20 protein-coding genes are annotated in these 22,517 nt (G+C 51.2%); 11 read left to right on the top strand and 9 right to left on the bottom strand.

The window, feature by feature from the left end; translation table 11 throughout:
- Nucleotides 1-1,642: 1,642 nt before the first annotated feature.
- Nucleotides 1,643-1,861 carry a hypothetical protein gene (locus ACJJI5_RS15780; protein ID WP_445354586.1) on the top strand — a complete coding sequence of 73 codons (219 nt, stop codon included), beginning with the start codon at nt 1,643-1,645 and terminating at the stop codon, nt 1,859-1,861.
- Nucleotides 1,862-2,154: 293 nt separating this feature from the next.
- On the opposite strand, the gene ACJJI5_RS15775 is transcribed toward ACJJI5_RS15780, so the two are convergent.
- The gene (locus tag ACJJI5_RS15775; protein ID WP_413662543.1) at nt 2,155-2,415 is read right to left on the bottom strand and encodes a DUF3081 family protein; all 261 of its coding nucleotides are present in this window, start codon (nt 2,413-2,415) and stop codon (nt 2,155-2,157) included.
- Between the two features lie 70 nt (nt 2,416-2,485).
- Between ACJJI5_RS15775 and ACJJI5_RS15770 the strand changes: the two genes are divergently transcribed.
- The 3 genes from ACJJI5_RS15770 (at nt 2,486) to ACJJI5_RS15760 (ending at nt 4,689) form a co-directional block, all read left to right on the top strand.
- Nucleotides 2,486-2,950 (top strand): DUF3429 domain-containing protein, encoded by a 465-nt coding sequence (locus ACJJI5_RS15770; RefSeq protein ID WP_444917663.1) that lies wholly within the window; start codon nt 2,486-2,488, stop codon nt 2,948-2,950.
- 54 nt (nt 2,951-3,004) lie between these two features.
- The gene (locus ACJJI5_RS15765; protein ID WP_445354585.1) at nt 3,005-3,634 is read left to right on the top strand and encodes a malonic semialdehyde reductase; all 630 of its coding nucleotides are present in this window, start codon (nt 3,005-3,007) and stop codon (nt 3,632-3,634) included.
- Nucleotides 3,635-3,708: 74 nt separating this feature from the next.
- The gene (locus ACJJI5_RS15760) at nt 3,709-4,689 is read left to right on the top strand and encodes a hypothetical protein (protein WP_444907840.1); all 981 of its coding nucleotides are present in this window, start codon (nt 3,709-3,711) and stop codon (nt 4,687-4,689) included.
- A 17-nt stretch (nt 4,690-4,706) separates the two neighbouring features.
- On the opposite strand, the gene ACJJI5_RS15755 is transcribed toward ACJJI5_RS15760, so the two are convergent.
- Nucleotides 4,707-5,162 carry a DUF2269 family protein gene (locus tag ACJJI5_RS15755; RefSeq protein WP_445354584.1) on the bottom strand — a complete coding sequence of 152 codons (456 nt, stop codon included), beginning with the start codon at nt 5,160-5,162 and terminating at the stop codon, nt 4,707-4,709.
- A 129-nt stretch (nt 5,163-5,291) separates the two neighbouring features.
- Here ACJJI5_RS15755 and ACJJI5_RS15750 point away from each other — a divergent pair, with 129 nt between their 5' ends.
- Nucleotides 5,292-5,762, top strand: coding sequence for a YpsA SLOG family protein (locus ACJJI5_RS15750; protein ID WP_445354583.1), 471 nt, complete (start codon nt 5,292-5,294; stop codon nt 5,760-5,762).
- 2 nt (nt 5,763-5,764) lie between these two features.
- Here ACJJI5_RS15750 and adiC read toward each other — a convergent pair whose 3' ends face one another.
- The 5 genes from adiC to ACJJI5_RS15725 all read right to left on the bottom strand — a co-directional run bounded on the left by adiC (nt 5,765) and on the right by ACJJI5_RS15725 (nt 14,279).
- Nucleotides 5,765-7,246, bottom strand: coding sequence for an arginine/agmatine antiporter (adiC, locus tag ACJJI5_RS15745; RefSeq protein WP_445356321.1), 1,482 nt, complete (start codon nt 7,244-7,246; stop codon nt 5,765-5,767).
- Between the two features lie 8 nt (nt 7,247-7,254).
- Complete coding sequence (locus ACJJI5_RS15740) at nt 7,255-9,558, bottom strand: Orn/Lys/Arg family decarboxylase (RefSeq protein ID WP_445354582.1); 2,304 nt, start codon at nt 9,556-9,558, stop codon at nt 7,255-7,257.
- A 41-nt stretch (nt 9,559-9,599) separates the two neighbouring features.
- On the bottom strand, nt 9,600-11,312 hold the full coding sequence (locus ACJJI5_RS15735) for a thiamine pyrophosphate-dependent enzyme (RefSeq protein WP_445354581.1): 1,713 nt from the start codon (nt 11,310-11,312) through the stop codon (nt 9,600-9,602).
- A gap of 25 nt (nt 11,313-11,337) precedes the next feature.
- Nucleotides 11,338-13,020, bottom strand: coding sequence for an FMN-binding glutamate synthase family protein (locus ACJJI5_RS15730; protein ID WP_444897783.1), 1,683 nt, complete (start codon nt 13,018-13,020; stop codon nt 11,338-11,340).
- 98 nt (nt 13,021-13,118) lie between these two features.
- Nucleotides 13,119-14,279, bottom strand: a complete 1,161-nt coding sequence (locus ACJJI5_RS15725; protein WP_445354580.1) for a saccharopine dehydrogenase family protein — start codon at nt 14,277-14,279, stop codon at nt 13,119-13,121.
- 210 nt (nt 14,280-14,489) lie between these two features.
- Here ACJJI5_RS15725 and ACJJI5_RS15720 point away from each other — a divergent pair, with 210 nt between their 5' ends.
- Genes ACJJI5_RS15720 through ACJJI5_RS15710 form a run of 3 tightly spaced genes read left to right on the top strand, consistent with a single transcriptional unit; the run spans nt 14,490 to nt 17,595 of the window.
- Nucleotides 14,490-15,794, top strand: coding sequence for a condensation domain-containing protein (locus tag ACJJI5_RS15720; protein ID WP_445354579.1), 1,305 nt, complete (start codon nt 14,490-14,492; stop codon nt 15,792-15,794).
- 34 nt (nt 15,795-15,828) lie between these two features.
- A complete protein-coding gene (locus tag ACJJI5_RS15715) occupies nt 15,829-16,629 on the top strand; it encodes a glycosyltransferase (RefSeq protein WP_444914177.1) in 801 nt (266 codons plus the stop codon).
- Between the two features lie 24 nt (nt 16,630-16,653).
- On the top strand, nt 16,654-17,595 hold the full coding sequence (locus tag ACJJI5_RS15710) for an NAD-dependent epimerase/dehydratase family protein (protein ID WP_445354578.1): 942 nt from the start codon (nt 16,654-16,656) through the stop codon (nt 17,593-17,595).
- Here the strand turns inward: ACJJI5_RS15710 and ACJJI5_RS15705 are convergent.
- Both ACJJI5_RS15705 and ACJJI5_RS15700 read right to left on the bottom strand, forming a co-directional pair.
- Nucleotides 17,592-18,317: a UDP-2,3-diacylglucosamine diphosphatase gene (locus ACJJI5_RS15705; RefSeq protein ID WP_445354577.1), complete on the bottom strand. Its 726-nt coding sequence runs from the start codon at nt 18,315-18,317 to the stop codon at nt 17,592-17,594. The genes ACJJI5_RS15710 and ACJJI5_RS15705 overlap by 4 nt on opposite strands.
- A gap of 35 nt (nt 18,318-18,352) precedes the next feature.
- Nucleotides 18,353-18,862 (bottom strand): peptidylprolyl isomerase, encoded by a 510-nt coding sequence (locus ACJJI5_RS15700; RefSeq protein WP_108733726.1) that lies wholly within the window; start codon nt 18,860-18,862, stop codon nt 18,353-18,355.
- A gap of 213 nt (nt 18,863-19,075) precedes the next feature.
- Between ACJJI5_RS15700 and ACJJI5_RS15695 the strand changes: the two genes are divergently transcribed.
- The 3 genes from ACJJI5_RS15695 (at nt 19,076) to ACJJI5_RS15685 (ending at nt 22,515) form a co-directional block, all read left to right on the top strand.
- Complete coding sequence (locus ACJJI5_RS15695) at nt 19,076-20,749, top strand: glutamine--tRNA ligase/YqeY domain fusion protein (RefSeq protein WP_445354576.1); 1,674 nt, start codon at nt 19,076-19,078, stop codon at nt 20,747-20,749.
- A gap of 86 nt (nt 20,750-20,835) precedes the next feature.
- Nucleotides 20,836-22,212, top strand: coding sequence for a cysteine--tRNA ligase (cysS, locus tag ACJJI5_RS15690; protein WP_445354575.1), 1,377 nt, complete (start codon nt 20,836-20,838; stop codon nt 22,210-22,212).
- A 114-nt stretch (nt 22,213-22,326) separates the two neighbouring features.
- Nucleotides 22,327-22,515 carry a DUF3012 domain-containing protein gene (locus ACJJI5_RS15685; protein ID WP_445354574.1) on the top strand — a complete coding sequence of 63 codons (189 nt, stop codon included), beginning with the start codon at nt 22,327-22,329 and terminating at the stop codon, nt 22,513-22,515.
- Nucleotides 22,516-22,517 lie beyond the last annotated feature (2 nt).

The raw sequence follows: 22,517 nt of genomic DNA, 5'->3' as shown, positions 1-22,517 counted from the left end.
CCGACCTGACTCTACGTTTGTGCTCTAAAAATCAGCACAGGCCTCTTTGGGATCTCGCCGGTACAAGACGATATCAACTGATCAAACGCTATAAGTAAGCTGGGTGAGCGGTAGTAAACTAATACTAAAGGGTATTTGTAAGCTGTATTATCGTAAGCTCGCTAGAAGGTCAAACTCGTACACTAGGGGCTGTTCATCAATACCCTGTTGGCCACAATCTTGAAAAAGATATGTACTGCACAGTGATTTCTACTGACCATCCTTCCGTAAAAATTATAATTTAGAGCCAATGTGTGGAAGTACAGTTTTTGAGTGCCGCCTTTTGAAGGTTTAAGTGCCGTTTCTTAATTAGCTTTTATTTTCAAACAGTTATTCTGTAATCAGAGAGCATAAGTGGTTTATGGGCATCTTTGTCTGAGTGATTCAAGGAAGACGAAAGTGGCTCTTTGGATGCTTTTTTGTAGTGCATTAAGGGCTAATGAAACCGCTTAAAGACATATTAAGAGAGGGATACTAGGCAACGGGCTAATTTCAGGAAGTTTTTAGGCTACCTGAGAAATGCACCAAAACGGGAAAGCCTGGGGCGGTAAACCTATTGGTGTTACTGCAGGGGCCGCATTCGACGATCTTGGAGCACTGAAGATTGAGGAGCGTAATGATCAGTCAGGATGATTGTTATGGTGAGTTTGTACCAGGTAGCCCGGTATTTCTTCCCTCCTCCCCCAGAAAATGTAAGTAATGGAAAAACTATCTTTCATTTCCAAGAAATATACAGATGCTGAGAGAAGCACAGAGGCAAGGCTGTCCCGTGCTTTACTCAATAATTTTGCACAAGATCTCATAAAGCAAAACGGTATTCACAGTGGGGTTGATCACTTAGACGCCGTAGTATTTTAGTTTGCAGAAAATATAAAGATCTTGGGACGCTCTCCAGTAGATATGATCATGATTTACATTTATCCTTGGCGAGAAGGTTGTATCAATAAAGCCATTGAAGAGTTCTGTTAGGGTGTGAGGCTATTTGGCCTTCCTCGAGAAGGACTGAAAAAAAGACATGGCAAGCTTCCAACTTTACTCTGGCGAAAAAGGTTATATTTTGCTGTTTGAACATCAATATAGCTAACTCTGAATCAGTATTGGTGCTCAAGATGATCTTTTGTGTGACCAATGATGTTGCTAGGAGCAAGCTATTTCAAAGCTGTAATTGTTTATTGGCTCCTGAGGATGTTAAAAAATATTTGCATGCAATGAAATGTAAAGGTTGATATTAAAGGGAGGCTGGGGGATGGTGTTATTTGGGACTGGTGTTTGACGAAATATCTGGTTATGGATACCCAAATATTGGATTTTTTAAACACAATTCCACCATGTTGGCAGGTGGTGGTCCTATGCTTTTAGACTTGGTAGAAAAGTACTAGGCGCGTATCCCAGTGATAACTCTGAATCTTTTGGAGGTGTTGATGCCTTTTAGGTTTTAGGGAGTTTGAATATGATTCAGAGGATATTGGCAGCCGCAGGTTTAATCTAATAGGTTTGAAGGCTGTTCAAATATGCATTAATGTGGATACTCCAAAAATAGGGAGGTTTTTGGAGGGTGGGACGATAGGAAGATGGATAACTTGATCAATTAGGAAGAATATTAATGAAAGTTATATATAAATTGTTTTTTATGGTTTTAACCGTCAGCGTATGTTTTGCTGGGTCAATACATGAGGATGTAATTCACTCTCAGGTATCTGAAGAAGGGAAAACCTTTTCAGTAGACATGTTAACGGCTGAAAGTGATGTGTCTGGTGCAGTGACAGATAATGTTGCTAATATTCTTGGGGCAATAATTAAAATTCTACTGGGAGAGGTTTGACATTTAGCCCAGCGGACTTTGGGTGAAATGATGGGGTAATGTTTCGCTGGGCTTCAAAACTCTGTGCCAGCTGTATAAGTCCATGAGATGATCAATTTATCTGGAAGATAACTGCGGTAGTATTAGGCTGTAATTTTAAACCGGATGCGTTTGGTTTTTTAAGTTTGGTGGCGGATAGTGTCTCCATTCGTGCTTGCGGTGTTCTTTTAGTGAATATCGAAGAGTTACTCTCAACGTGTCTCATTTCGGTGTTTAAAATTTATCTCTGCTTGAGGTTCCAAGGCTCTTTTCTCTTATCCTGAATCAAGCTTTTTCAATAGCCGAATAAACTCTTCAAGCTCTTTACTGCTGGTGGAATCCACAGAAAATTTATTGTGAAAAAATATGGTGAGTTTCACTTTGGGGGAATTGATAAAAACCGTATAGCCGTCAAAGTCAGTGCTGACTGCCAGCCCCTGGTAATGCCATTCGTTACCTTCCTTGCGCCCCTCCTTTGTCGCCCTATCAAACACCCGCAGCGCCTGTTTGACGTCAATTTTCTGTTCGGCATCCATTGCTGCTTGCTCCTGCCGCTAAGCTTGTTGTTTGAGACGAAACTGTCTTTGACTTGGAAGCTTAGACGACATGGACACTGACATCCATCACTACCCACCAGTAGATACGCGGCTGTTTGACTGGCTGGCTTACCTTGGTTTGATTCCATTTGTCGCAGGAATCATTATGCAGTGGTTGGGGTTTTCTCTTTGGGGAGTGACTCCGCGCCTGCTGTTCACCGCCTACAGCGCCGTGATTCTGAGTTTTCTTTGCGGTGTTTGGTGGGGTGCTGCACTCAATCAAGTGGGGCATCCGCATAGGATGATTTTAGCGCTACTGAGTAACCTGGTGACGTTGGTGGGGTGGGTGGCGCTGCTGATGTTTCGCACCACTTGGGCGCTACCGGTATTACTAGTTGCTTTCGGTTTTGTGGTCTGGGCCGAGGCCCGGTTGAACCCCAATCTGCCCGGGCGGGATCAGTACTTTCGCACCCGCAGCATCGTGACCTACCTAGTGATGGCCTGCCATCTTCTAATGATTCTGCTGCTCCTTTGAAATGTCTGGCGCAAACTAAACTGTTACCAGCGAAGTTATTTTGGGGTAGCTCTTATGCAACCTGTTTCCTCTGAGGTGCTCGACCAGCTATTCAACAAAGCCCGAACCCATAGTCATTGGCAGGATAAGCCGGTTTCAAAAGAGGTTTTGAAACAGCTTTACGACTTGGTCAAATTCGGACCCACCAGTGCTAATTGTTGCCCTATGCGATTGGTGTTTGTTGTAAGTAAGGAGGCTAAGGAGCGGCTAAAGCCAGCGCTTAATGAGGGAAATATTGAAAAAACTATGCGGGCTCCGGTGACTGCCATTGTTGCTTACGATATGCACTTTTATGAACACCTTCCGGAGCTCTACCCCCAGACTCCTGCGCGGGAATGGTTTGCCGATAGCCCCGAATACGCCGAGGTTACTGCATTTCGCAATGGTTCCTTGCAAGGAGGCTACTTTATTTTAGCGGCGAGGGCCCTGGGGCTCGATTGCGGTCCAATGTCGGGGTTTGATAACGCATTAGTTGATGAGGAATTCTTTAGTGAAAAATGCTCAGCACCGGCTTTTCTGCCGGAGCACTTCCCCGATTGTCATATTAAGTCCAATTTCTTGTGCAATCTTGGCTATGGCGAAACTGACAAATTATATCCGCGCAACCCTCGGTTGGATTTCGATGAAGTGTGCACAACTCTGTAAATTGTTGTGTTTAACATAATTCGTATTTGTTAATGCGGGTTAATGGCAGTGGATTAAGAATTAGGTGTGATTAAGTGGTTCTTAAACGATCTCAGCGGTTGATTGACCCGGAAGAATATTTTTTACCTAGGCAAGAGGACGCGCTTTATGAGTTGTTTGGCCGGGACATAAGCCGGGCTGTGGTTGAGCGATTTTTGTCGATGCAAGATGAGGAATACTTCCGCTGTGTCAGTTCGGGAAATTTCGGTATCTATGCCGCAGACCAACTGCTGATAGATTGCTACGCAAAGAAAATAAATGAGCAGGCGATTCTCGATGAAAAGTTGTTGTTTAGTCGAGAAGAGCTGGAGCCGATTATTCAGGCATATAGAGCGGAAACACTTTATATGAACCTGGCAATGGACAACGCAGCGCTGCCACACGATGTAATTACCACCGAGGAATTTGTCTTACATCTACAGGCGACCATTCTTAAGGCGTTGGAGAAAAAGCGGGATGCTGATGATTTTATCGTGGTTATCCCGACCACCAGCTACAAAGGGGAACTCATTCCCAAGGCCATTTGCAGTAAAGCCAAGTTGAATGATGAAACCTTTGAGCGTCAATTCCAGTTGGGGCTTGTTCGCAATCAGCACCTGCAATATGTCTTAAGTAAGTCCTACTTGTGGACCCTGGCACATGCCTGGCCCTTTATTACGGGTTCGGAAGTTGGGGAGGGGCTGTTTAAAGGGGTGGTATTTCGGCAGTTTGATCTAGGTTTTGGCACCATAGCCTCGGACCTGGACAGTGATACCAATGTATTTGTGATTACAGATGCAAGTTGTACCGGTGGTGAGGCAGAGCATATTCGCAGCCGTCTGTTGAGAATGGACCGACATGAACGCTCGGCGATTATTGTTCCACTATGTAAGAAAGAAGCGATACACCGTTTGGATAAAAGTGCGGAAGGTAATGCAGAAATCGTGTCTGGGGTCGTCCTGGATGACTTCAAGCGGCAATGGAAAGATATTGGCCATCGAGCGAGCTATAAGACCCTCAGGGGGGCGAAGAGGTAATGGCCAGGCATGAGTCCTTATAGTGCCGGCTTAGACACCATCAGATAGACAATGACAACGGTTATGGGAAATGCGATAGCCCCGAGCAGGGACCAAGCCATCATTAGCTTGCGCATTTTGTCTATATTACCGTCTTCTTTGGCATGTTTACGCAGCTGGTACTGAAGGTAAACAACCGGCAGCCACAACAAGAACACGGTTGCGCTGAGACCGGCGGCTAATTGCAGCCAGGCTTGCAGCATCCAGCTTGGATTAATCAGCAGCATTCCCATCGCGCTACCGAATAGACCAATTACCGCCGATCCGGTAAATATCCAGTCTGCCCGTACCGTCTCCCGGCTGACCCACTGCATAACTTGGGCATTTCCGGACAGCCAGCCCCTCAGGGTGTACCAAGCGATGCCGGTCCCTGTGCCGAGTACGATTATGGCGCAGAGGATATGCAGTGTTTTCAGTATCAGATAGTAATTCACAGCGCTGCTGGCCAGACTAAAGTTGGAGATAAATTAGTGGCTGCGGTCGTTAATTTCAATGCCAATTATCGCTGCCTTGATATCTGCTAGCTCGAGCTAGTAGGACGATAAACGATATGGGGGAGAAAAGTGATCTTCCGACCGGAGAAAATTATCAGTGGTGGTCAGACAGGGGCGGATACCGGCGGCTTGCTGGCAGTGCAGCGCCTGGGAATTGCCACCGGTGGCACAGCACCGCAGGGTTACTGGACTGAGATCGGTGATCGGCCGGATTTTCTGAAAAGGCTTGGGCTGGTTGAAAACACGTCCCCGGATCTGGAAGAGCGTACTCGTGAGAATATCCGCAACTCTGATGCCACTGTTATCTTCACAACCAATCCCAGTAGTGATGGTACCCTGTTTACTATTGAGTTCTGCCAGGCATCGGGGAAACCACACTTGGTAGTCAATCCGACTGATGCCGATCGAGTACAACTGGTGCGCGACTTTATCCTCAAGAATCGTCCGCAGACGCTCAATGTGGCGGGTAACCGTGAATCCAACTCCCAAGGGATTACTGAAATTACCGCAGAAACCATCGAGAGGGCGCTAACCCGCTGAGTCTAGGGTTCAATGTGCCTCTCAAGATGATGACCCGAGGGGTTGGGTGCGCGCAGGCGCAATTCCAAGTCCGGGTATTGCCCTACGGAAAACCAGAAGAACAGGCACAGGGTAGCAATTGTGGCAAAGAGAGTGAAGTAGTGAACCCAGGCTGGTTCTGGCCCACCGGGTAGAAAGTGCTTTTCTTCAACGCTGCGACGGCGATTTAAAATTAGCGCATAAAAAATGACTGTCGCAATCACAAAGATCAGGGACCAGCGGGTTTGTTGCCCGTCAGATCCCACCAGGGCCACAAGGCAGTACACCGCTGCAATCAGCAAAATCACAGTAAACAGTCCGTACTGCTGAGGCGGCATTTTTCCGTAGGCCAAAACCCGCAAAGCTACCGCTGAATAGATATAGGGCATCAGTGTCATAATCACAGCGACAGAGGCAATTTTGCCAAACTGCTGGCTGGCCGTTGGCGATATGGTGGTAAGTATCAATACAGACATCAGCACGGCCACCAGGGTTAATCCGCCGGTAGGTACGCCTTTGTTATTGGTGCGGGCAAATAGTGCTGCAAACAGGCCATCATCTGCCGCCGCCTTGGCAGACTGCCCCACCAACAGTATCCAGCCGCCCAATGAACCGATACAGCCAATAGCGGCGCACAGGGCTACGACATTGGCCGCAGTATTTCCCAGTGCCAGGCGAGCAGCATCGGCAAAGGGAGCGGAGGAGCTGATTAATTCCTGGTTCGGCAGCATCCCCATAATGACCGATGAGCTGAGTACATAGGCAATAGAAGCCAGGATAACTCCCCCAACCGTTGCGATTGGGACGTTCTTGGTGGGGTCTTTTACCACTGCGGCGGATACAGAGGCGGTTTCCACCCCAATAAAGGCCCAGAGCGTGAAGGTCAGGCTGGCCATAATGGCACTGGGGTCGCTTTTGCCTGAAACATTCCAGCTGCTGGTAAAGTTTTGCTGGTCGAACCAGAACCAGCCAAAAATAGCGGTGCCGAGGATTGGAAGCAAAACCAGGCCGGTGGTGAGGGATTGGATGCGACCGACGGTGCGCGGGCCCAGTACATTGGCGTAAGTCAGCAGCCAGACCATGGCAACCTGGGCCATGGCAAAAGTCAGTGGGTCTTTTAACGGAGGAAAAAAATGGGTCAGATAGCCCAGGCCTGCAGTAATCAGCGCAACATTACCGATTACATTGGCCAGCCAGTAAACCAGATTGGTTTGGTAGCCAATGTAATCGCCAAAAGCGCGGCGGGCATAGGCGTAAGGGCCGCCGGCTGCGGGATAGATAGCGGCGAGCTTGGCAAATACCAGGGCCAGGGAGATAGCGCCGACGATGGTTATCAACCAGCCGATCAAAGAAATACTGCCGACTGCAGCGAGATTGGCGGGGAGCATAAAAACCCCGGAGCCCATCATATTGCCTGCAACCATCAGGGTTGAGGGGACCAGGCCTATTTTATGCTCCTCTTTGATAGGCGAGCCTATGGCGAGTCTCCCCGCAGGGCGTAAATATGATAGTGGCCGTCCCGCACCTCTACTCCGTGGTTATCGTGGGTAAAGCCTGGAAATTGCTGGTCGAAGGCTTCCAGAGTTCTCAAGTAAATCAATGCCGGACTATCTTCATCGCCAAAATTTTCGCCGGGCATTAGCAGAGGAATACCTGGAGGGTAGGGTACAACGCCTGTGGCTGCGGTACGTCCCGGTAACTTGCTTAGCGGAAGCATTTCCACATCGCCGCGAACCAGGGTTTCATAAGCTTGTACCGGACTGCAGTCAGCTCTAGGTAAGGCTGAAAATCCTGCAGACATTTGCACTGTGGTTTGCAATTTTCTCATGGAAGCAAACATATTGTCTGCAAGGTCGCGCAGCCCGATATTGCGATAGGCTGGGGACTTTTTTATAAGGTTTGGCAGGCATTCACTTAAGGGCCGGTTGGCATCGAAGTCGCGCTTAAAGGCCAGTAAAGCATTGATTAGAGTGCCCCACTTACCCTTGGTAATACCGATAGAAAACAGGAACAAAATCGTAAAATCGGTAGTTTTCTCCACGATAATGCCAAGGTTGTCCAGGTATTTACTGACGATGTTGGCAGGTATTCCAGGTGCAGACAGTTTGCCATCAGGGTTTATCCCCGGGGTGGTAATCGATACTTTAATCGGGTCCAACATGCAGTAATCAGGCTCAATATCACCAAATCCATGCCATGATTCGCCGGGGTCTAATAACCAGCAGCTGGGCTCATGACACAGGAGTTCTGCTGGGGCGCTGTGAAAAGCGTAGTTGTGCCCGTTATTGGGATCGGTGACATGCTCAGGCTGCCAACCTCCGAAGAACCACTCTTCTTTATCGCGATACTCCTGTTGCAAACGGGCCAATACTTGTCGGAACGCTACGGCCTCAGCAATTGACTCCTCTGTTAATGCTTTTCCACCCGGTCCATCCATCATTGCTGCGCTCACATCATTGGAGGCCATGATGGAATAAAGTGGGGAGGTTGAGGCATGCATCATAAAGGCTTCATTAAAGCGCCCATGCTCAATGGGTTTACGCCCATCGCGAATGTGAATCATCGATGCCTGGGACAATGCAGCAAGTAATTTATGCGTTGACTGAGTGGCAAATTTGCTCGGGCCATTTTTCGCGTCGGCTTCTCCCAAATCGTACATTGCGAAGCGATCTCGATAGATAGGATTAAATCGAGCGTATGAGTACCAAGCTTCGTCAAAGTGCAGGCGATCAACGGAATCGCCGAGAAGTTCTTCCACTCTGCGCACGTTGTAACAGAGACCGTCGTAGGTGGAATTAGTAATGACTGCGTGAACGGCACGGGAATTTTTGGCGTGCTTGGACAAAGGGTTTTGCCGAATAGCATTGGCAACAGAGCTGGCCGTCAACTGTTGGGGAGGGACAGGGCCTATGAGACCGTAGTTGTTGCGTAGGGGAATCAGGTAGGTTGGAACTGCACCTGACATGGTGATAGCGTGTTCAACGGATTTATGGCAGTTTCGATCGCACAGGGCCAGTTGCCCCCGGGTAACCGATGCCATCAATATCACTCTATTCGATGTCGAAGAGCCATTGGTTACATAGTAAGTGCGATCCGCACCAAATACTTTTGCTGCATATTGCTCTCCCTTGGCAATGGGGCCCGAGTGATCCAAAAGCGATCCCAGCTCTGTTACAGAAACAGACAGGTCCGAGCGCAACATATTTTCCCCAAAGAAATCGTAAAAAGCGCGACCGGCAGGGGATTTGAGAAAAGCTGTTCCCCCAGTGTGGCCGGGTGTGTGCCATGAATATTCATGGACCCGGGCAAAGTGGGTCAGGGCGCGAAACATGGGGGGAAGAATGGCGTGGCGGTATCTTTCAATCGCACTCTGGATGCGACCGCCGATAAAGGTCGGAGTATCTTCCAGCATCCAGATAAAATCGTTGGCTAATTCCAGGGCCCGTCGCGGCATGGTGCTGACAGTCTGCTGATCTGCCAGAAGGAATACCGGCATTTGGGGATTGCGGGCGCGAAGCTCTTCCAATACAACCAGGGCGGGGCATTTCGCTTCACCGGGTAGGGTCCAATTAATCAGCAGGCATTGGATCGCGGTGTTAGTACTCAGTATGGCGCAGGCATCACTACCGCTGGTGGTTGTTATTACGTCAATTTTTCGCTCTGATAACTCTGCCCGTAGCCTTATGGCGGCGCGGCCGGGAGCGCTGTTGTCGTCGACTTCACTGCTGGCGATCAGGGCCAGCATGCTGTTATGGCGTTGCTGTCCGAAATGATGCATGAGTGCCGCACAAACCTTTTGTTGTGGCCTGCTAAAAAGTCTCAGCGCAGGAAATTGTCTCGCAAAAGATCTACCACCTCATCTGCGCGGCCGTTGAGTATTGCCTTGAGTCCGAACAGTGCGGTGGAGGTGACTTGCTGCGCTGTAACTTCCGGCGGCATCACCAGTTCCACCCGGTTCGTCGGTACGCTGAGTAGTGCCGGCCCGTCAGTAGCGAGCCAGCGCTTCATGCTGTCCTCAAGCTGATCCGCACTCTCGATACTGGCACCGCTGATGCCACAAGCTTCGGCAACGCGGCCGAAGTCCGGGTTATGTAAGTCGGTATAGCTGTCGAGTAGCCCCTCAATGCGCTGTTCCATCTCTACGAAGCCGAGGGAGTTATTGTTAAATACCAGGACTTTTAATGGGATTTTTTCTTGCACCAGTGTCAGCAAGTCTCCCATTAACATGGTCATACCACCGTCGCCGCACATAGCGATGACCTGGCGCCCGGGATAGGCTTTGGCCATGCCCAGGGCTTGGGGGTAGGCGTTGGCCATGGTGCCGTGGGAAAGGCTGGTGAGAAATGAGCGTTTGCCGTTGGCAGTGAGGTCGCGGAGCATCCATACCATACAGGCGCCGCCATCGGCGGTGAATACGGCATCCTCATCGGCCAGCTTGTTGAGCGTCTGGGCGACAAATTGAGGATGAATCAGGCTGGGGTCTTTTTCTTTGCCGCGGCTTTTCATCTCTTCCCGATCTTTTTTGTATCGTTCGAGAAGGTCATCGAGGAAGGTACTGTCGGTGCGGGCCTTTAATCGGGGCAAGAGGGCTTCAATGGTGGGCCCCACATGCCCTACCAGGCCCATATCCACAGGAGCGCGTCGCCCCAGGTGCGGCGCTTCCGCATCAATTTGAATAATGGTGGCTTTTTTCGGGTAGAACTGGGTGTAGGCAAAATCGGTACCCAGACACAGTAACAGGTCACAAGTCTCCATGGCCCGGTAGCCCGCGGGATTGCCGAGAATCCCGGTCATGCCCACATGGCAGGGGTTGTCGTATTCGAGAAACTCTTTCGACTTGGTGGTGTGGGCAATAGGAGCGGCCAGGTGTTGTCCCAGTTTTACTACTTCATCGTGAGCCTGACGGCAGCCGATACCGCCGTAAATAGTGATATTTTTTGCGGCGTTGATTTTCTTTGCCAGGGCGTCGAGCTCAGAGTCAGACGGACGCGCTAGCCATTCAGGGCGATGTACCGACCAGGGCAGACTGTCTTTGCTTTTCTCCTTGAACAAGTCGCCGCTAATTTGCACCACCGCGACACCACCGCGAGTAAGCGCAGTTTGTGCCGCCTGCACAATCATTCGACGGGCTTGTTCCGGGTGGGTCATGGTTTCACAGAAGACCGAACACTGTTCGTAGAGTTTTTGCTGGTCCACTTCCTGTGGATAGCCGAACCCCTGTTCCGCACGGTCGATGCGGGATGCAATCAGTACCACCGGGGCGCCATTGCGATGGCTTTCAAAAATGCCGTTGATAAAGTGCAGGCTGCCGGGTCCGGCAGTTCCGGCGCAGACACTCAGCTCACCGGTAAGGTAAGACTCCCCCCCAGCGGCGAAAGCGCCCACTTCCTCATGGCGCACATGTATCCACTCCAAGTCGGAAGTGCGCACCGCTGATGTGAAGTGATTGATGGTATCGCCGACAATGCCGTAGCACCGTTTGGCGCCGGCCTTGACCAGTGTATCGACAATAATTTCTGAAACGGTTTGCATAGCAATCTCCACAGATTGGGTGAGGCTAGCGGTTAATAGCGCGGCGGATCGACGCGTACTTGCCTTCTTCGAGCTTGATCGCAGGCTGAAAACTGTCTGCCTGTGCGGCCAGCCACCAGTGCCAGTAGGGCGTATCTTCCGGTGCGTCGATCAGCGAGTTGGTGTCAAGAAAATGCCAGATACGATCTATCGGCCTGGATTCTGCGCCATTAATTCGGTGGATCATGTGATAGGGTTTTAGGTCTCGGGGGTCGGTAAGCCCCGCGCCGGCCACAATATCCTCCAATGCTTCGAGGGTTTTTGCCTGGAAGGCCGCCGCTCGCTTGCTTTGCACATCTACCACTAGCCCACGCTGACGCCGAGGATCTTGGGTGGTAACGCCAGTTGGGCAGGTATCCGTGTGGCAGCGTTGGGATTGAATACAGCCTACGGAAAGCATGAAGGCCCGCGCCGCATTGCACCAGTCGGCGCCGATGGCCAAGCATTGCGCTAGTCCGGATGCGGAATAAACCTTGCCGCTGGCAGCCAGCTTCACCTTATCTTTCAGGCCCGCCCCCACCAGGGCATTGCGTACGATAATCAACCCTTCCAGCAGCGGCATACCCACGTGGTTGGAAAGCTCCAGCGGCGCTGCACCGGTACCGCCTTCGGCGCCGTCTACAACAATAAAGTCCACCAGTTTCCCGGTTTCGTGCATGGCCTTCATTATGGCCATCACCTCGTAGATATGCCCTACACAGAGTTTTATGCCTACCGGTTTGCCGCCGGACAGTTCACGCATTTGTTCGGCAAATTCCAGCATTTCAATGGGGGTGGAGAACATGGAGTGCGCGCGGGGGGATACGCAGTCCTGGCCGGGCGTAACCTTCCGGGTGGAGGCGATCTCCTGAGTTACTTTGGTGCCAGGTAATACTCCACCGTGCCCGGGTTTCGCTCCTTGGCTCAATTTAATTTCCGTCATTTTAACCTGGTCGTTACAGGCCTCGCGGAATAGATCCGGGTTAAAGCTGCCGTCATCGTTGCGCGCACCGAAATAACCGGTACCCAATTCCCACACTAGATCGCCGCCATGTTTGCGGTGATAGGGGCTGATACCCCCCTCACCGGTATCGTGATAGAAGCCGCCAATTGAGGCTCCTTTATTCAAAGCTTCTATTGCGGCGGCGGACAGAGCGCCAAAGCTCATGGCCGAGATATTTAACAGGGCGGCGGAGTAGGGCTGTTTGCAGCGGCCCGTGCCCACTTCAGTTCGGCAGGAGGTGTCTGCATGTTTTTCGGGCTTCACCGAGTGAGTGAGCCAGGTATATTCCTCACTCTGCACATCTTTTTCAGTGCCGAACGGATGCATATCAGAAAAACCTTCGGAGCGGGCATACACAAGCCTTCGGGCTTCAATGCTGTAAGGGCGTCCTTCCTCATCACCCTCTACCATATAGGCGCGGAAATAGGGACGCAGGTTCAGGAATATCCAGCGAATGCGGCCGGCAACCGGGAAGTTCCGCGTAATGCTCCAATGGGGTTGGAGCATATCGTAGATTCCCAGTAGTACCAGTGAAACGCTAATCAGTAGAGCCACCAGCCACCAGGCGCTGTTTGTAAACGTGAGCACCAAGAAGAATGGGGTCAGGATAAGAGCGGTAATGGGAATAATCGCGCGCTTTATACCATTCCGGCCGGAATAGGCGCACCAGGGGTTGGAGCTACTCATAAAATCAGGTTCAGCATCGTTACATAAAGTTCCGATACTGAACCTAGATCATTTGTAAGGGTTCTGCCTTGATAAGGTCAACTAAAGGGCTTTTTCCCCTAACTTGCCGCTAATGCAGGCAGTGAATTTTGCTTTGCAGGTAAAAACTCGATGGCAGTGACGATGGAGTAATCCTTTAGTTCATCCAGAATTTCATCCAGCTTTAATAGTTGCCAGCAGGCGCGCGCGCCACTGTCTGAAATTTCACCGCAAAGGAATTTTCTCGCCAAAGCCACTGCGGGTGCTGCAGGAATCCAGACGCCATCGCCATCCATTCCAAGTATTTGCCACTGCCTTCCAGCTATCCTACCCTCAGCATCTTCACCCAGTGCGCGGACAATCATGCCGCCGTGAGAGCTGCCACCAGGCCAGCGGGCACTCAATTTATGGGCAATCTGTGCGATGCGGGAACTCGTGGCGGGCAAATTTAGGCGCGAGAGTTGGGCGCACAAAGACAGGCCGGCCTGGAGAATCAGGGGCTCTGTCCCCGTGGAAAATAGTGCTGTGTTTAAATTTAGCAAGTATCTTGGGCACAATTCCAGGTCGGGCACCTCAAAATCGCACAGCCAGCGTTTTCCTACTGGATGGGCAAGAGTTACCGAGCGCAGATGATTGCCGGCAAATGATTCTCTCCAGCGCCCATCCCGCAATTGGGGGAAGCTCTCCCCCAGCGCTTCAAAGCCAGAGCGCACGGTGGCGAGGCCGCGCTCTACCTTGTGTGCCGGAGCAATTGCCGCCTGCACGGAGCGAATGACCGGTAGCTCTTTCTGGATCTCAGCTATGGCTGCTGAACTGAGGCCGGGCAGGCTGCTGGCACCGGATACCATGGCGATACCGGCGGCCTCGGCGGCCGGGGAGAGACGGTGAAAATCACATACAAAGCGGCGTGCATCTGAAATATCGATGTAGGGTGTGCGGGCTTCAATGCAGGCTTTGGCCACCCGGTAATCGGTTTCTCTCTGGTAGGGGCCAGCGCAGTGGATCAATAAATCCAGGTGCAAGGCTTTCAATTGCGCAGCCAAGTTGATGGAGTCCCGCTCCAGTCGTAACCCCTCGGCGAGGCCACCGAGTGATTGGGCGCAACGGTCGGCCAACGATTTGTTATGGCCGGCAATAATCAGTTGGATATTGGGCTCAGAACTCAGCATTTGTGCAATACGTGCGCCAAAATTGCCGTAGCCTCCGAGAATCAATACGCGTTTATTCAGGTTATTGATCACCTGGATGGAACTCCTGCCCCTTATAGTTTGTAGAGATCATGCATCGTGCCGGTGACTTAAATCAAGAGAATCTTGTCTGTGCCTTCAGCATACCGCCGTTGTCATTTCACCGTTTTGTATATTCTAAAAGTAACGTTCCCGATGATCTTGTGCAGTTTTATCAGGCTCATTAGTGATCTCATGTCGGGCAAATGATTTTTGGAGATCAGAATGACCGGTTGGAGTTTATCGACTCAGGTCCCCCTATCGATCACTGAGCAGCGTATTTATGACTTGCATCACCGCAAGGATCTGGTCGACCTGATTACCCGCGCCATGGTTTTCAAAGGAAAATTCGATGTTGAACTGTTTAAGAAGTCTATTTCAGAGGTGGTAAACACCTATCCGATTTTTCGCTGTCGTTATAGCGGGGAGCCGGCTGTCCGCTCCTTTGTAGATATTGAGCTGGACTACATCGACATTCGCCACTTAAGTGATACTCACTTCACGAGCTTTTTGCGTCAATTTGGCAGCTCGCCAATGGATTTGACGCAGGATCAATTGTTGGGGCTCAGTGTTCTTCGCAGTGGAGAGGATGAATACATTTTTTTGACCAAGTGTCACCACATCATTGCCGATGGGATTAGCTTGTCACTGCTCTGGTCTGAATCCTTGACTCACTATTTGGATAGTGCGAAGGGTAAGGATTATCAACCCAGGGTGGAAACTGCAGACTTTGCTGATTATGTAAATTATGAAAATACCTATCTGAGATCGCCGAGGGGGCATAAGGCGCGAAATCTTTGGCAAAAAAAGTTGCAATCCCAAAAAGATGAGATAGAGCAGTTGCCTCAGTCGGAAGAGACCTCGGTTATTTGTAGTGAAGTAATCCAGCATATAGATGAGATTGAGCTGGAGCAGATAAAGACATTGGCCAGCTCGGAGAATGTGAACCTCTTCGCTTATCTAGCAGCCGCATTTCAGCAAGTTTTATGTGATTTCATACCTCACTCTTTTTGGATGAATGGCAATTTATCCCTTCGGCTAAAGAGAGAGTATCGGGAAGTGTTTGGCCCCATGTGCCGGTATGTCAACCTGATGGTTTGTAGGGATGAGTCCTGGCAGGAGAAGCTCACGCGCCTGTCTGCGGAGATAAAATATGCCATGCGCACGGTTTATGCTGCTGATGCAATTGGGCCTCACGGCCTGATTGGCCATCACCTCGATGCATCCCATTGCTACTTGGTGACTTTCCTGCAAACAGAGGAGCATCGGGAAGGTTTTTTTGCAGTTTATACCGGTGAAACTTCCGACTGGGTCAAATTGAATGACCATTTGAAAATTCGCATTGTCCCCCTGGCGACGCGCTTAACGCCGTACGGCATCTATCTATCTATTACTGTCTTTGGAAAGCAGTTGCGCTCGAGCTTTATCTACAATGAGAATTGCTTTGAACAAAAACAAGTAGAGGAAATGGTAAGTCGCTGGTGTGACAGATTATTGTGCGGGCCTGAAGATATTCTACCGCCGCTGTAAATAACGCTGTATAGGGACTGTAGAGCCAATTGTTATGTCAAGATGTGCCTTTGTGACCCTGGTCAATAGTCCGGATTATGTAATAGGTGCGCAGGCACTGAAACACTCATTGGATCGTACGGCCAGTGCCTATCCGTTAATTTGTATGGTGCCACCGAACAGCTGTGATGCAGCGCCATTGGAAGCGGCGGGCTGTAAGATAAAAGAAGTTTATACGCCTCGTTTTTCCGATGAGTTTATCCACCGCCATAAACGCGATTCTTTGCACCGGCGCGCGCCCTTTGATAAGGGTAGTAAGCCCGCTTTCCATGACCCATTGAATAACTTTTGTAAATTGGCACTGTGGCAATTGACCCAATTCGATAAGCTTGTTTTTCTGGATGCGGACACCCTGGTTTTGCGCAATATTGACCACTTGATGAATTACCCGGAATTTTGTGCAGCGCCCAATCTTTACGAAGACTTGGATGGATTTCATCGCATGAATTCGGGATTGTTTACTGCGGTGCCGAGTGAAGCGACTTACCAAAAAATGCTTGAGCAACTGGATCGACCAGGGGTTTTCTGGCGGCGCACAGACCAGACATTTTTGCAGTCCTTTTTTCCTCGTTGGCACGGCCTGCCTTATATCTATAACGCCTTGCAATACCTCTACCTGAATTTACCGCAGCTGTGGCAGTGGGACAGTATTCATGTCATTCACTACCAATATGAAAAACCCTGGCAAAAACAGCACTCAAAAGTTGAAAAGCTTAAACCCCTAATCGACTTGTGGTGGGCTGTTTACGAAGGGCGAGATATCGCCGTTGATCTGGATGAGCTGGCCCGTGCTTAGAAAATAAAATCGAGAGAGGGATTTGTGAGAATAGGGATTACTGGCGCCAGTGGCTATGTGGGGCAATTTCTGGTTAGGCATTTTTTGCGGCAGGGCTATGAAGTGCGAGCATTACTGCGCAGGGAGGAAAGTGTAGATCTTTTTCACAGTATTGCTTCACCCAGATTAGCGTGGAGCGTCGGGGATATTACTTCTGATACAGCATTACAGACATTCACCAGCAATCTGGATGTGGTGGTACATGCAGCTTTCGAGCATCTTCCCGGGCGCTATCGAAAAGGGGAGGGGGACGATCTCGAGGGTTTTCTACATGTAAATCTCAGTCAAACCCTGGCATTAATCCGATTTGCCTATGCAGCGAAGGTAAAAAAATTTGTGTTTATTTCCAGTCGTGCCGTTTATGCCACTGGAAAGTTGAGCGGTTCTTTAAGTGAGGAGCAGGTTGTTCAGCCGGATACTTTCTACGGCGGCTATAAAGCGGCTGTGGAAGCCATGCTGTCTGCTTGGGCGCATCAGCGCAGTTGGCATGCGGTTTCATTGCGCTTAACTGGAGTTTACGGGCTGGTGAGTCCGCTAAGTCGCAGCAAGTGGTATGACATCGCTCGAGCAGTGATATCCGGAGAAGCCTATTTAAATTCCCGGCTTTCAACGGAAGTGCACGGAGAAGATGTGGCGCGGGCGGTAGAGCTTTTACTGGAGCACGAAGATGCCCGGGGGCGGGCAGTAAACTGTAGTGATTGCCTGGTTAGCAGTCGCGAGTTGGTGAAGATTCTAAGATCGATATCTGGACAGCAGGGACCGCTACCTCCCCAGCCACAAGTGAAACCACCGGCAGTGATGGATTGCGCTTATTTACAGGGGAAAGGTTTTCAATTTGGGGGGGTGCAGCGTTTGCGGGAGACGCTTGGGGAATTGGTAGAGGCTGTGCAGCAACAGCAGAGCCTCATCCAAAACGCCGGTTCCTAGCCGATCGGCCAGTGAATCAACTCCAGTGAGTCTTTGTCCGCTTTCAGGCACCAGGCATTCTTATCCCAGTCTCCCAGCACAATACGCTCCGCCGGTTCACCGTTGATTGTCAACCCGTGGCGGGCGGGCCGGTGGGTGTGGCCGTGGATCAGTCGAAGCACATTGTGCTCAAGCATCACCCGCTCCACTTCGTCCTGGGTTACATCCATGATGTCTTCGGCCTTGCGGCTGTTCATACTCTTGGATGCCATACGAATCTGCGCGGCAATAGCGCGGCGTTCCTGTAGGGACTTGGCCAGTAGCTCTTGTTGCCACTTGGGGTCCCGGGCCTGGCGGCGGAACGCCATATACTCTTTGTCGAGGGTGCAAAGGCTGTCGCCGTGCATAAGCAGCACGCGCTCATTACCGAGGGACAACGCAGTGGGGTCCTGAAGTAAAGTGGCTCCCGCGCGCTGGGCGAAGTCGGTACCCAACAGGAAATCCCGATTGCCGTGCATCAGGTACAACTCTACGCCGGCACCGCTATAGCGACTTAGCTCGCCAATCACTTCGCGGGCCAGCGGGGCATCGTCGTCGTCGCCAACCCACGCCTCAAAAAAGTCGCCGAGAATATATAGCGCCTCAGCACCGGCAGCTCGCCCGTGCAGGAAATCAAAAAACGCCCGGGTAATATCCGGGCGTTTTTCGTCGAGGTGCAAGTCAGAAATAAAATAAGTAGACAATGTCCCCGCCTTAGAGTCGGTACTGACCCGTGGAATTACTTATCGGCGTAGGCGTCAGAGATGCTGATACCGGTGATTTCGATAGTCTCCAGGGGTACGTCCTGGTGGAAGCCTTTGCTGCCGGTTTTAACGTCTTTGATTTTGTTGACCACGTCCATGCCGTCGACAACCTTACCAAATACGCAGTAACCCCAACCCTGAGAGTCTTCGCTGCGGAAGTTCAGGAAATCGTTGTCCTTAACATTGATAAAGAACTGGGAGCTGGCGGAATGCGGGTCCATAGTGCGGGCCATGGCCAGGGTGCCAGTGTCGTTCTTCAAGCCATTGTTGGCTTCGTTTTCGATGGAATCGCGGGTTTCCTTCTGCTGCATGTCTGGAGTCATGCCGCCACCTTGGATCATAAAGTTGTTGATCACCCGGTGGAAGACAGTGCCGGTATAGAAATCGTCACGGCAGTACTGCAAAAAGTTGGCAGCAGTCTTGGGTGCCTTTTCGAAATCCAATTCGATGGCTATATCTCCATGGGTTGTGTGAAGGGTGATCATAAAATGTCCTATGAGGGTTGATTTGGGGCGGCATGATACCTTGTAGTCTGTAGCTGTAAAATGCTGTGTCGGAATATCTGTGTCAATTGCACAAAAATCAAACGCTTGCAGTGAATTTCTATGAAAAGCGTTCCTTCAAATTCGATATTCTGTCTCTCAAGTAGGTTATAATTCGCCGTTTACGTTCGCACAGCTGTAAATTAAGAGAATCCTATGACATCCGAGAGCAAGCCAGCTCACTTTTTACAGAACCTTATCCGTGAAGATCTGACTGAGGGCCGGGTTACGCAGATTGCGACCCGCTTCCCGCCGGAGCCCAACGGCTACCTGCATATTGGCCACGCCAAGTCCATCTGTCTGAATTTTGGTCTGGCGCAGGAATTCGGTGGCACCTGTAATTTACGCTTTGACGACACCAACCCGGCCAAGGAAGAGGAAGAGTTTGTCGATGCGATAAAGCGCGATGTCTCCTGGCTCGGTTTTGAGTGGAATGGCGAGGCGAAGTACTCCTCGGATAATTTTGATCAATTGTACGAGTGGGCGCTGCACCTGATTAAAGATGGCAAGGCCTACGTCTGCGACCTGTCCGCAGAAGAAGCGCGTCACTATCGTGGCACGCTGAAAGAGCCGGGCAAAAACAGCCCCTTCCGCGATCGCTCTGTCGAGGAAAACCTGGCGCTGTTTGAAAAGATGCGCAACGGTGAAATGGAAGAGGGCCAGTGCAGCTTGCGCGCCAAGATCGATATGGCCGCGCCGAATATTAACCTGCGCGACCCGATCATCTACCGCATCAAAAAGATGGCCCACCACCAGACTGGTGATAAGTGGTGTATTTACCCCAGCTATGATTTCGCTCACGGACAGTGTGATGCGATTGAGGGTATCAGCCACTCCATCTGTACCCTGGAGTTTGAAGATCACAAGCCGCTGTACGATTGGCTGATTGAGAACCTGCCGGTGCCTTCGCGCCCGCGTCAGTACGAATTTGCACGCCTGCACCTCAACTACACCGTGGTGTCCAAGCGCAAGCTCAAGCAGCTGGTAGACGAAGGCCATGTAGACGGCTGGGATGATCCCCGCATGCCGACCCTGTCCGGTATGCGCCGTCGCGGCTTTACCCCGGCTTCCATTCGCAACTTCTGCGAGATGATCGGTGTAACCCGCTCCGACTCAGTTGTCGATGTGGGCATGCTGGAATACAGCATTCGCGACGATCTGGATAAAAATGCACCGCGCGCCATGTGCGTGATAGAGCCTTTGAAGATTACCCTGAAAAATTACCCGGAAGGCCAGGAAGAGATGCTGTCAGCACCCGGCCACCCGGTGCGCGATGATCTGCCGGCCCGTGAACTTCCTTTTGGCCGCACTCTCTATATTGAGAAAGAGGATTTCCGCGAAGAGGCCAACAAGAAGTACAAGCGTCTGGTGCTGGGCAAAAAAGTTCGCCTGCGCAACGCCTATGTGATCTTTGCTGAAGAAGTCGTGAAGAACGATGCCGGTGAAATTATTGAAGTGATCTGCTCGGTTGATCTGGACACCCTGGGCAAAGACCCGGCCGACGGCGTTAAGCCAAAGGGCGTGATTCACTGGGTATCTGCGGACAACAATGTCGATTGCGAAGTGCGCCTCTACGATCGCCTGTTCAATGATGCGGCGCCGGATGCCGGCGGTAAGAACTTCCTCGACTGCGTAAACCCGGACAACCTGCAAGTCCTCAAAGGCTGTAAGGCCGAGATTGGCCTAGCCAAGGCGGAGCCGGAGCAGGGCTACCAGTTCGAGCGCAACGGCTACTTCTGTCGCGACAGCAAATACGGCAGCGCGGAAGCGCCGGTGTTTAACCGCACCATTGGTCTGCGCGACAGCTGGGCCAAAGAGCAAAACAAATAGCAAAGCGGAGAGCTGCCCGAGCGGCAGTTTTCGCGGCTGGGCCAATGACTGGCCCGCCACACAGCAAAAAGAATTCGAGAGAAAAGATGTCTCTACAGGTCTACAACACGTTTTCCGGGAAGAAAGAACCCTTCGTACCACTGGTGGAAGATCAGGTGCGCATGTATGTGTGTGGCCCCACCGTGTACAACCGCGTGCATATTGGTAATGCCCGCCCTGTGGTGGTGTTCGACACCCTGTACCGGGTACTGAAAAGAAATTTCAGCGATGTGATTTACGCGCGCAATATCACCGATATTGACGACAAAATCATGAAGACCGCGCGGGATAACGGCGAGGAAATCGGCGTGCTGTCAGCGCGCTATGCCCAGGCTTACTACGAGGATATGGCCGCGCTCAATAACCTGGAGCCGGATATTGTCCCCTACGCCACCCAGCACTTGCCGGAAATGATCGCGATGATCGAAAGCCTGCTGGAGAAAGGTCACGCCTACGCCGCCGAAGGCCATGTGCTGTTCGCCGTGGAATCCATGCAGGAATACGGTCAGCTGTCCAAGCGCTCCCTCGACGATATGCTCGCCGGTGCGCGGGTGGAAGTAGCGCCTTACAAAAAGTACGCCGGCGACTTCGTACTGTGGAAGCCGTCCGCCGATGGCGAGCCCGGCTGGGATAGCCCCTGGGGCCGTGGGCGCCCGGGTTGGCACTTGGAGTGCTCGGCCATGATCAAGAAGCACCTGGGTGAGACTATCGATATTCACGGCGGCGGTCGCGATCTGACCTTCCCGCACCACGAGAACGAGCGCGCCCAAAGCTGCTGCGCCAATGGTGTGGATTTTGTGCGCTACTGGATGCATAACGGCTATGTAAATATCAATGGCGAAAAGATGTCCAAATCCCTGGGCAACTTCCGCATGGTCAAAGACCTGCTGAGCCAATACCCGGGTGAAGTGCTGCGTTTTGCACTGCTGTCTGCCCACTACCGCTCAGAGCTGAATTTCAGTGCTGATTTGCTGGATCAGGCATGGCGCACCCTGGATACTCTCTATGGCGCACTCCGTGAAACGGAAGCGGTTGAGGCTGAAGCGGCAGATCTTAACGACACCGCCTTTATCAAGGCGTTGGAAGACGATCTGAATACGCCGATCGCCATCAGCGAGTTGCACCAAATTGCCCGCGACCTGAACAAAGCCGATGAGGCGGATAAAGCACGCCTGAAAGGTTTGCTGCTGGCCGCTGCAGATATGCTGGGCATTCTCCAGCAAGACCCGGAAGCCTGGTTCAAACAGGCCCGTGGTGGAGATGAAGGTATTTCTGCCGAAGAAGTTGAAGCACTGATCGAAGAGCGCGCACAGAGCAAGAAGAACCGTGACTTTGCCCGCGCCGATGAGATTCGCGAAGAGTTAAAATCCAAAGGTGTGGTGCTTGAGGATAGCCGCGAAGGGACCAAGTGGCGCCGCGAATAGCGCGGTCCCACCCCGAGACACGGATAGACTTGAGACACCGATAGATTTTCCCTGGCTTGGCACATTGCGGCCGCCGGGGAAGTGAAATTCGAATTTCATTTGTAGAAGCGAACCATGAAAAAAGTACTTGTCCTGACCAGCGCTGTGATCGCCCTTATCGCACTGACCGGCTGTGAGCCCAAACGGGGTTCTGATGCCTGGTGCGAGAAAATGGATGGCATTCCCAAAGGGCAGTGGACTTTTGACGATACCCGCGACTACACAAAATATTGTGTCTTCAACCAAAAGCCGGAAGAGGAATAAGC

Source organism: Microbulbifer maximicatervae (SeqCode), assembly GCF_052467955.1.
The sequence above is the reverse complement of the archived record's forward strand: the minus strand, read 5'-3'. Positions and strand labels throughout refer to the sequence as shown.

Bases quoted from the DNA above. Each gene is read 5' to 3' on its own strand.
- ACJJI5_RS15780 (WP_445354586.1), top strand. From the start codon at position 1,643: ATGAAAGTTATATATAAATTGTTTTTTATGGTTTTAACCGTCAGCGTA.
- ACJJI5_RS15775 (WP_413662543.1), bottom strand. From the start codon at position 2,415: ATGGATGCCGAACAGAAAATTGACGTCAAACAGGCGCTGCGGGTGTTT.
- ACJJI5_RS15770 (WP_444917663.1), top strand. From the start codon at position 2,486: ATGGACACTGACATCCATCACTACCCACCAGTAGATACGCGGCTGTTT.
- ACJJI5_RS15765 (WP_445354585.1), top strand. From the start codon at position 3,005: ATGCAACCTGTTTCCTCTGAGGTGCTCGACCAGCTATTCAACAAAGCC.
- ACJJI5_RS15740 (WP_445354582.1), bottom strand. From the start codon at position 9,558: ATGCATCATTTCGGACAGCAACGCCATAACAGCATGCTGGCCCTGATC.
- ACJJI5_RS15735 (WP_445354581.1), bottom strand. From the start codon at position 11,312: ATGCAAACCGTTTCAGAAATTATTGTCGATACACTGGTCAAGGCCGGC.
- ACJJI5_RS15730 (WP_444897783.1), bottom strand. From the start codon at position 13,020: ATGAGTAGCTCCAACCCCTGGTGCGCCTATTCCGGCCGGAATGGTATA.
- ACJJI5_RS15720 (WP_445354579.1), top strand. From the start codon at position 14,490: ATGACCGGTTGGAGTTTATCGACTCAGGTCCCCCTATCGATCACTGAG.
- ACJJI5_RS15715 (WP_444914177.1), top strand. From the start codon at position 15,829: ATGTCAAGATGTGCCTTTGTGACCCTGGTCAATAGTCCGGATTATGTA.
- ACJJI5_RS15700 (WP_108733726.1), bottom strand. From the start codon at position 18,862: ATGATCACCCTTCACACAACCCATGGAGATATAGCCATCGAATTGGAT.
- ACJJI5_RS15695 (WP_445354576.1), top strand. From the start codon at position 19,076: ATGACATCCGAGAGCAAGCCAGCTCACTTTTTACAGAACCTTATCCGT.
- cysS (WP_445354575.1), top strand. From the start codon at position 20,836: ATGTCTCTACAGGTCTACAACACGTTTTCCGGGAAGAAAGAACCCTTC.
- ACJJI5_RS15685 (WP_445354574.1), top strand. From the start codon at position 22,327: ATGAAAAAAGTACTTGTCCTGACCAGCGCTGTGATCGCCCTTATCGCA.